The organism is Streptomyces sp. NPDC044064 (assembly GCF_056434245.1).
The window spans coordinates 133929-140135 of the sequence record NZ_JBWKFN010000028.1 but is presented as its reverse complement, the minus strand read 5'-3'; the positions used below and the strand labels follow the sequence as shown (position 1 = coordinate 140135).

The 6207-nt window shown below is 65.2% G+C and carries 10 protein-coding genes; 9 read left to right on the top strand and 1 reads right to left on the bottom strand.

Features of this window, described 5'->3' with window-relative positions:
- Positions 1-651: 651 nt before the first annotated feature.
- The 7 genes from AC07DS_RS35515 (at position 652) to AC07DS_RS35485 (ending at position 4487) form a co-directional block, all read left to right on the top strand.
- Positions 652-1242: a deoxynucleotide monophosphate kinase family protein gene (locus AC07DS_RS35515; RefSeq protein ID WP_479152129.1), complete on the top strand. Its 591-nt coding sequence runs from the start codon at positions 652-654 to the stop codon at positions 1240-1242.
- Positions 1243-1284: 42 nt separating this feature from the next.
- The gene (locus AC07DS_RS35510) at positions 1285-1497 is read left to right on the top strand and encodes a hypothetical protein (protein ID WP_479152128.1); all 213 of its coding nucleotides are present in this window, start codon (positions 1285-1287) and stop codon (positions 1495-1497) included.
- Positions 1498-1645: 148 nt separating this feature from the next.
- Entirely contained in the window at positions 1646-2272 is a 627-nt protein-coding gene (locus AC07DS_RS35505) for a hypothetical protein (protein WP_479152127.1), read from the top strand.
- A gap of 145 nt (positions 2273-2417) precedes the next feature.
- The gene (locus tag AC07DS_RS35500) at positions 2418-3143 is read left to right on the top strand and encodes a hypothetical protein (protein WP_479152125.1); all 726 of its coding nucleotides are present in this window, start codon (positions 2418-2420) and stop codon (positions 3141-3143) included.
- Between the two features lie 241 nt (positions 3144-3384).
- Positions 3385-3861: a hypothetical protein gene (locus AC07DS_RS35495; protein ID WP_479152124.1), complete on the top strand. Its 477-nt coding sequence runs from the start codon at positions 3385-3387 to the stop codon at positions 3859-3861.
- A 218-nt stretch (positions 3862-4079) separates the two neighbouring features.
- Positions 4080-4259, top strand: coding sequence for a hypothetical protein (locus AC07DS_RS35490; RefSeq protein ID WP_479152123.1), 180 nt, complete (start codon positions 4080-4082; stop codon positions 4257-4259).
- Between the two features lie 54 nt (positions 4260-4313).
- A complete protein-coding gene (locus tag AC07DS_RS35485) occupies positions 4314-4487 on the top strand; it encodes a hypothetical protein (RefSeq protein ID WP_479152122.1) in 174 nt (57 codons plus the stop codon).
- 8 nt (positions 4488-4495) lie between these two features.
- Here the strand turns inward: AC07DS_RS35485 and AC07DS_RS35480 are convergent, their stop codons facing one another.
- Complete coding sequence (locus tag AC07DS_RS35480) at positions 4496-4936, bottom strand: hypothetical protein (RefSeq protein ID WP_479152121.1); 441 nt, start codon at positions 4934-4936, stop codon at positions 4496-4498.
- 460 nt (positions 4937-5396) lie between these two features.
- Between AC07DS_RS35480 and AC07DS_RS35475 the strand changes: the two genes are divergently transcribed.
- Entirely contained in the window at positions 5397-5576 is a 180-nt protein-coding gene (locus AC07DS_RS35475; protein WP_479152119.1) for a hypothetical protein, read from the top strand.
- A 96-nt stretch (positions 5577-5672) separates the two neighbouring features.
- Positions 5673-6116: a hypothetical protein gene (locus tag AC07DS_RS35470; RefSeq protein ID WP_479152117.1), complete on the top strand. Its 444-nt coding sequence runs from the start codon at positions 5673-5675 to the stop codon at positions 6114-6116.
- The last annotated feature ends 91 nt before the right edge of the window (positions 6117-6207 follow it).

The window sequence follows — 6207 nt, the reverse complement described above, 5'->3', positions numbered from 1 at the left end:
ACAACGCCCACAGGTCATCCGGCGCCATCCGCCCGACAAGCGCAGCAGTCATCACCCCAGACTGCCGCAAGATCACGCCAACTGAAATGGCTTCTAAGCGACCGGAGCACCACAACTCGTCAGTCATCTTCTGGCTTCTCGCCCTTCCACGCCTTCCGCGCTCGGTGCCACGACGCGAAGACATCAGGGAGCGAGTCAAGGAACCCCTTCACGCAGAAGAGGAGGACGGCCAGGACGCCAAACGAGCTGAGCAGCCACAGAGTGAGGGTGTCACCCATCGGTTCGAAGGACCCTTCTAGGGAGGGCGGTCGAACCGGGTGCGACGGGCATACCTCAGCTCGACCACCACGGCTACGCGTGGGGTACAAAGCTGAGGTTCTGCCGACGCCAGAACTTCAGTGAGTGCGGCTTGCCGAACCGCGCTCAGCTCACCTCGTCTATGTGGATTGAGGTGTTACGGGGGGTGTTGCCTAACCGGTACGTCGGGTCCCGGCCCCCGGACTGTTTCGCACCCAAAAGGGGCGTATGCAAGGCACCAGGATAGCTCCAGTCGGCGCTGTGTAACAGAGGGATCGAAAAGGAGCGTTGACCCAAACATCAGCCCCGTTTTCCCCCATTACCCCTGTGTCACCACACGAGGGGAGAGGGACGATGAACGTCGGCATCATCGGGCGCGCGAGGACCGGCAAGGACACGTCGGGGAAGTGGTTCGTCGACCAGCGGGGCTACCGGCGCGTGGCGCTCGCGGACCCGCTGAAGGAGGCGGCGCTCCGGCTGCACCCGATCGTCGGGACGGATGACGACGACCTGACCGTCCCGGGCGACCGGCTGTCCGACGTGGTGAGCTTCTGGGGCTGGGAGCGCGCGAAGGAGCTCCCCGAAGTCCGCCGCACCCTCCAGGAGCTGGGCGCCTCCATGCGCTCCCTCGACGAGGACTTCTGGCTCCGCCAGGCCCTGGCGAAGACGCAGGAGGCCAACGATGCTGGCGTCCCGGTCGTCATCACCGACGTCCGGTACCGCAACGAGGCGGCCTCCCTCGTCCGTGCCGGCTTCCACCTCCTCCATATCGACCGGCCCGGCGTGCCCCACCTCAACCACGAGTCGGAGGGTGCACTCGGCCCGGAGGATGCGCGCTACCTCGTCCGCAACGACGGCAGCATCTACGACCTGCGCGCGCGGCTCGAAGTCATCTGGACGGAGATCCACGCCCGGGAATCCGCCCGGTTTGCCATGAAGTTCTAGCGAGAGGCACTCATGCAGCCGATACTTACTTACATACATATCTTGGGGACGCGTGCCATCGCGGCTCTCCAGGTCTTCGCTGCACAGGAGCCCGTCCGGCTCTGGGCAGCCCTGACGTCGCTCGTCCTGGCCGGCGCCTTCCTCGTCCCCGCCCTGGCGGAGGGCGGCGTCGCTCAGACGATCGGAGGCGTCGGCGCCGTCGTGCTCCCGATCCTCGTCGGCGAGTCGACGCGCTCCAGGGTGACGCCGTCCTAGCTATCGATCTTGTAGCAGCGGTCTAGACCTCGAAGCCCCGTCTCCCAAGGGAGGCGGGGCTTTTTTGCGTTTTCGGGGCCGTAAGTCGACTCACGGATGGTCAAAGTTTGGGCGGTATGTCGGCCGACCTAACCCCTATACTCCGCGCATGCCGACCTCACCCGGCCCGATGCTTACCGCGCTCATGACGCTCTGGGAGCGACTGCGCGCGGACGTACCGGACCTGCCCCCGATACGACCCTCTGTGTCCTCGACGCAGAGCCGAGTAGACCACGGTCCCGAGAGATGGAGGAGGGAGGACAACGGCACAGTCACTGGTCTCGTCTTGACTGTCGACGTCCTCCAGGCCGGTGCGCGGGCCGTCGTCGAACACGTCCTCCACGAGGCCGCCCACATCCTCAATTGGCAACGTGACGTGCGAGATACGACCATGCGCGGTACGTATCACAACCAATCTTTCGTGGCAGCTGCGGAGGAGGTCGGGCTCGTGTGGCCCGACGACGGGGAGAGATCAGGGTCGAAGGGATTCGGCGCCGTCGTTCTGAGTCCCGCAGCCGCGCAGCGCCACGTCACGAGCGTGCATGAGCTGGAACGACTCATCCCGGATTTCCTGCCGCACCTGGAGGTACCGACGGCGCGGGCGAGCAGGACGCCGGATCGTCTGACGCTGGTCTGCCAGTGCAAGCCGCCACGGAAGCTCCGCGTCTCCCGCACCGTCGCAGCACAGGGACCCATCACGTGTGGTGTGTGTGACGGGGAGTTCGCAGCGGAGTGATCTAGCAGAGCTACCGTGCGGTAAGGTCTGCAAAAAGTCAGTGCTTCACGGTACTCTGCCGCGGACAGCCGTGTGCGTCTTCGAGAGGTTGAGGATGAGCCCGAAGGAAGTCGCTCCCCGGGTGGGGAGTGGGGATGTTGCACGCGTGGACGTCACGAATCTCCCCACGCTTGACCTTGACGACCTCCAGAACGAGACGCCAGCCGCACTCGTCGCACGCGGCGCGGCCTACGCCCGCGAGTACGCAAGGATCGAAGACGCGCCAACGATCCTGGCAATGAATCTCGCAACCGTCCTCCTCGCTCTGCGTAAGCAGCACGACGACTGGCTAGGCCGTAAGTACGAGTACCGCCAGGTCGCATCAGAGGTCTACAGCACGGCAGGGATCTCTGACAAAGATCAACTCACACGGCTACAGGCCAACGTGCGCTATCACATCGGCAACCTTCTCCGTCGCTACCTGACCCCGCGCGAGTTGAAGCGGTTGGAGCTGAAGGACACAAGCCCCCTGGAACGTCAGCAGGACCGCCGAGCAACGAACTCCGCCATCCTCCGCGCGACGAGCGCCTCCATCGAGGCTGCCGCCTCCGCCCCAGAGAAGCCGTCGAAGCTGGCCAAGGGGAAGGCGAAGGCCGCGGACGAGGAGCGGGTCCCGGACCAACGCCCCGCTGGCACTGTCGTCAAGGCAACCGCCGATCAGCTTCGCCTCGTTGGCGTCGCACGCGGCCTCGTGCAGCAGCTCGACGCTGACGTCATCCTCTCCGACATGGCTGAGGGGCAGCGTGCCAAACTCGACGAGGAACTAGCAGAGGTCGAGCGGGCCGCCCGTTGCCTGCGCCGAATGATCGGAAAGGCCAGGTCACAGGCCTAGTCGCCCCTCCACGTCGCCCGGCACCTCGTCCTCCAGCCTGGCCAGAGTGTCAAACTAGCCCCTTATTTCTAACTCTCCTTAACACGTGTTAGAGGGGATGGGAAAAAGGGGGTTAGTTTGGCGTTTTGGCGCGCAGTCTGGCCGATGGGGACGAGGCGGATAGATCTTGACGCAGACCCAAACATCCGGCTCCGATTCCCCCACTACTCCTGTGTAAGCAACGAGCGACACGGGAGGGCGGATGGCTGGAGTAGCCACCATCAAGCGAAGCGGCTCACGCTTCTACATCGATCCGGCGGACGGCGACGTCAAGGTCCCGGGTGTCACGTCAGTCGGCAACATGCTGCCGAAGGACTACCTGACGTTCTGGGCGGTGAAGGAGGCGGCTGAGGCGGCCGTCACGAACTGGGACATCGTCTCTCAGCTCATCCAGCGCGACCCGAAGGGCGCCGCCGACTACCTCAAGAACGCGCACCGGAGGAAGTCGAAGGCCGCGACGGATCTCGGCAGCGCGGCGCACGACTACTTCGAGCGCCTGGTCCGGGGGGAGGTCGTCCACGACCGGCACGTCCACATGGACGTGAAGCCCCACGTCCGCTGGTTCCGTGAGTTCCTCGCGGAGCTTCAGCCGAAGTTCCTGTACCTGGAGGAGACGGGCACGCTGCGTGGCAAAATCTTCACGCAGCGAAGAGGAGTCCTCCGCCTCTGCCGGCGTTGACGAGGACGCTGCGCCTTCTCGCCGACGTGCCGCACGCGGCCATCGACGTCATCGCGCTCGCCCGGTTTCTCGCGGAGGGGTGGTAGACGACGCGTAAGACGGCTCACGGAACTTCGCCATGGGAGTTGTGTCGGCCGACATATGTCTGTCATAGTCGATGCAACGCGAGGCACACACGGGGCGTCCTGCATAGGGGCGCCCCGGGGGGAGGGGACGACATGAGCCCGAAGACGATGAAGCGGACGTTCCTCCGCAACCATCGCTACGGCGTGGGGCTGCAGCGCGAGATGAAGCGCAGCCACGGTGCCGGCCGCAACTACCGCAGCCCGGAGGGCCGGACGCTGATCGCGCAGAACCATGCGCACCTGACGCTCCACCCGGAGTGGCGGACGCGTTAGCACGGAGCCCGTCACCATCTGCGTGCGCTACGAGGAGAAGGAGGACGCGCAGCGATGAGCATCACGATCGTCGGGCGGACGGCCCTGTTCGGGAAGTCCTACGCGTGGTATCGCGTGTCCGGGCGCCTGGAGCTGCACCCGGACATCACGCAGCGAACCTTGTTCAGCCGGTCCGAACGCTGGCAGTTCGAGGCCTGGCGGAGGACGGGCCAGTTCCGCCTTCCATGAGTCATCAGTCACTTACGCCGTCCGAACAGAGCGCGGATGACGTCGGCCACGGCGTGGAAGAGGTCACCCAGAGCGCGGATGACGTCGGGCTGAATCTCTCCAGAAGCGTTCCGAACGACACGCAGGCACGTGACGGCGCCAGCCACGATGATGAGGACGATCAGCGCAAGGGCAGCGAGGACCACCGCAAGTACCCAAGGGCCTGATGCTCCTACCTCTTGCACGATGCCGGTCAGGGACATGTTCTCCTCCTGCGAGAACGCGTCCTCCGTGAGGGCACCGCCCATCGACGGTGCTGCAACCTCAGCGAAGGACAGACGGATGCCTGTCAAACACGGCGCCCGCGAGACCGTGCCCCGCCGAAGCGGGTGTTCGCTGAGGTCGAGAACAAAAACGCATCGACCTTCAGTACTGCCGAGACTTTTGCGGGCGGGCGGCTGGTCGGACAACAAGCCGTCCCTCATGGGGCGTTAAGAAGCCCCGCAACACCGCCGGGGCTAATGGCCGGCGATGGGAATTTCCTGATTTTCCTGGAGCGGCGCCTTTGGCGGACGACGCGCCCCTTTCTCTTTTCGCGGACGAACCTAGCCACACACCACGAACCACGTCAACTCGGATTGCGGCATGGGAATTGATCGTGTAGTGGGGCGGCGCAGATGTCCGCAAGTCGGCTCTCAATACATGAACCACTCACAGGAGGAACCATGCCCCACACCACCGAACACGACATCACCGCCCGCCAGGTCCGCCGGGGTGACGTCTTCATCCTCCACGGACACCAGCGCACGTCGGCGTGGCCGGCGTACCCGCTGAGGAACGGCAACGTGCACATCAGGTTCCATGGGGGGACGCCTACATCGGCGCCGACTACCCGCTCACCGTCACCCGGGCCGTCCAGGGCGCGGCCTGATGTTCCGACTCACCTTCGAGGGCGGGCGGTCGTTCCTCGTCGACGAGGACGCCCGGATCCACTTCCTCCGCGTCGCCATCCGGCGCCGGCATCCGCTGACGAGGGTCCGCGGAGGACACGTCGTGACGCTGCCCAGTAAGCGCGGGCGGATGGTCGCCATCATCGCAGAAGACGCGTGAAACGACTTACGTTGGTCGCCCTCCAAGGGGTTGTGTCGGCCGACATATGTGTGCCACGCTTACGGCACAGCGAGAGGCACTCACGGAGGAGTGGACATGAACAAGGTCTACAAGCGCACTGAGAACGGCACCGTCACCCACGTCAGCATCCGCGAGGGCCTGAACGAGATCAACCACGCGATGATGGACGGCAAGAAGGACGTCCGCGAGATGTTCGCGGGTAGCACCGGCGCCCGGATCACCTACAAGGACGGCCGCCGCGTGATGCTTCTGAAGGTCGACGCGCCCAAGGAGGAGCCGGAGCCGGCGGAGACCTCGTTCAACGTCCACGTTGTCAGCGTCCGGGGCGGCAAGGTCCACACGGCCATGCCGGGCCTGGACGACGAGGAGGCGCACGCCTCCCCGCTGTGCCGTGGCGGGGGCATGAACCAGATGTTGACGAAGTTCCGCATCGTCGACGCCCCGCTCACGTGCAAGACGTGCCAGACGTGCCAGACGTACGCGGACCGCCGTGCGGCTGCGACGCAGGAAGGGGGCTGACATGGCGCAGTGCACCGCCACCACGTCGAACGGATGCCGCTGCATCAACCGGGCGCAGGACTGCCGGGAGGTGTGCGCAGCCCATGACTAC

Excerpts from the sequence above, each read along its gene's own strand:
- AC07DS_RS35515 (WP_479152129.1), top strand. The coding sequence starts at position 652 with ATGAACGTCGGCATCATCGGGCGCGCGAGGACCGGCAAGGACACGTCG.
- AC07DS_RS35505 (WP_479152127.1), top strand. The coding sequence starts at position 1,646 with ATGCCGACCTCACCCGGCCCGATGCTTACCGCGCTCATGACGCTCTGG.
- AC07DS_RS35495 (WP_479152124.1), top strand. The coding sequence starts at position 3,385 with ATGGCTGGAGTAGCCACCATCAAGCGAAGCGGCTCACGCTTCTACATC.
- AC07DS_RS35490 (WP_479152123.1), top strand. The coding sequence starts at position 4,080 with ATGAGCCCGAAGACGATGAAGCGGACGTTCCTCCGCAACCATCGCTAC.
- AC07DS_RS35485 (WP_479152122.1), top strand. The coding sequence starts at position 4,314 with ATGAGCATCACGATCGTCGGGCGGACGGCCCTGTTCGGGAAGTCCTAC.
- AC07DS_RS35475 (WP_479152119.1), top strand. The coding sequence starts at position 5,397 with ATGTTCCGACTCACCTTCGAGGGCGGGCGGTCGTTCCTCGTCGACGAG.
- AC07DS_RS35470 (WP_479152117.1), top strand. The coding sequence starts at position 5,673 with ATGAACAAGGTCTACAAGCGCACTGAGAACGGCACCGTCACCCACGTC.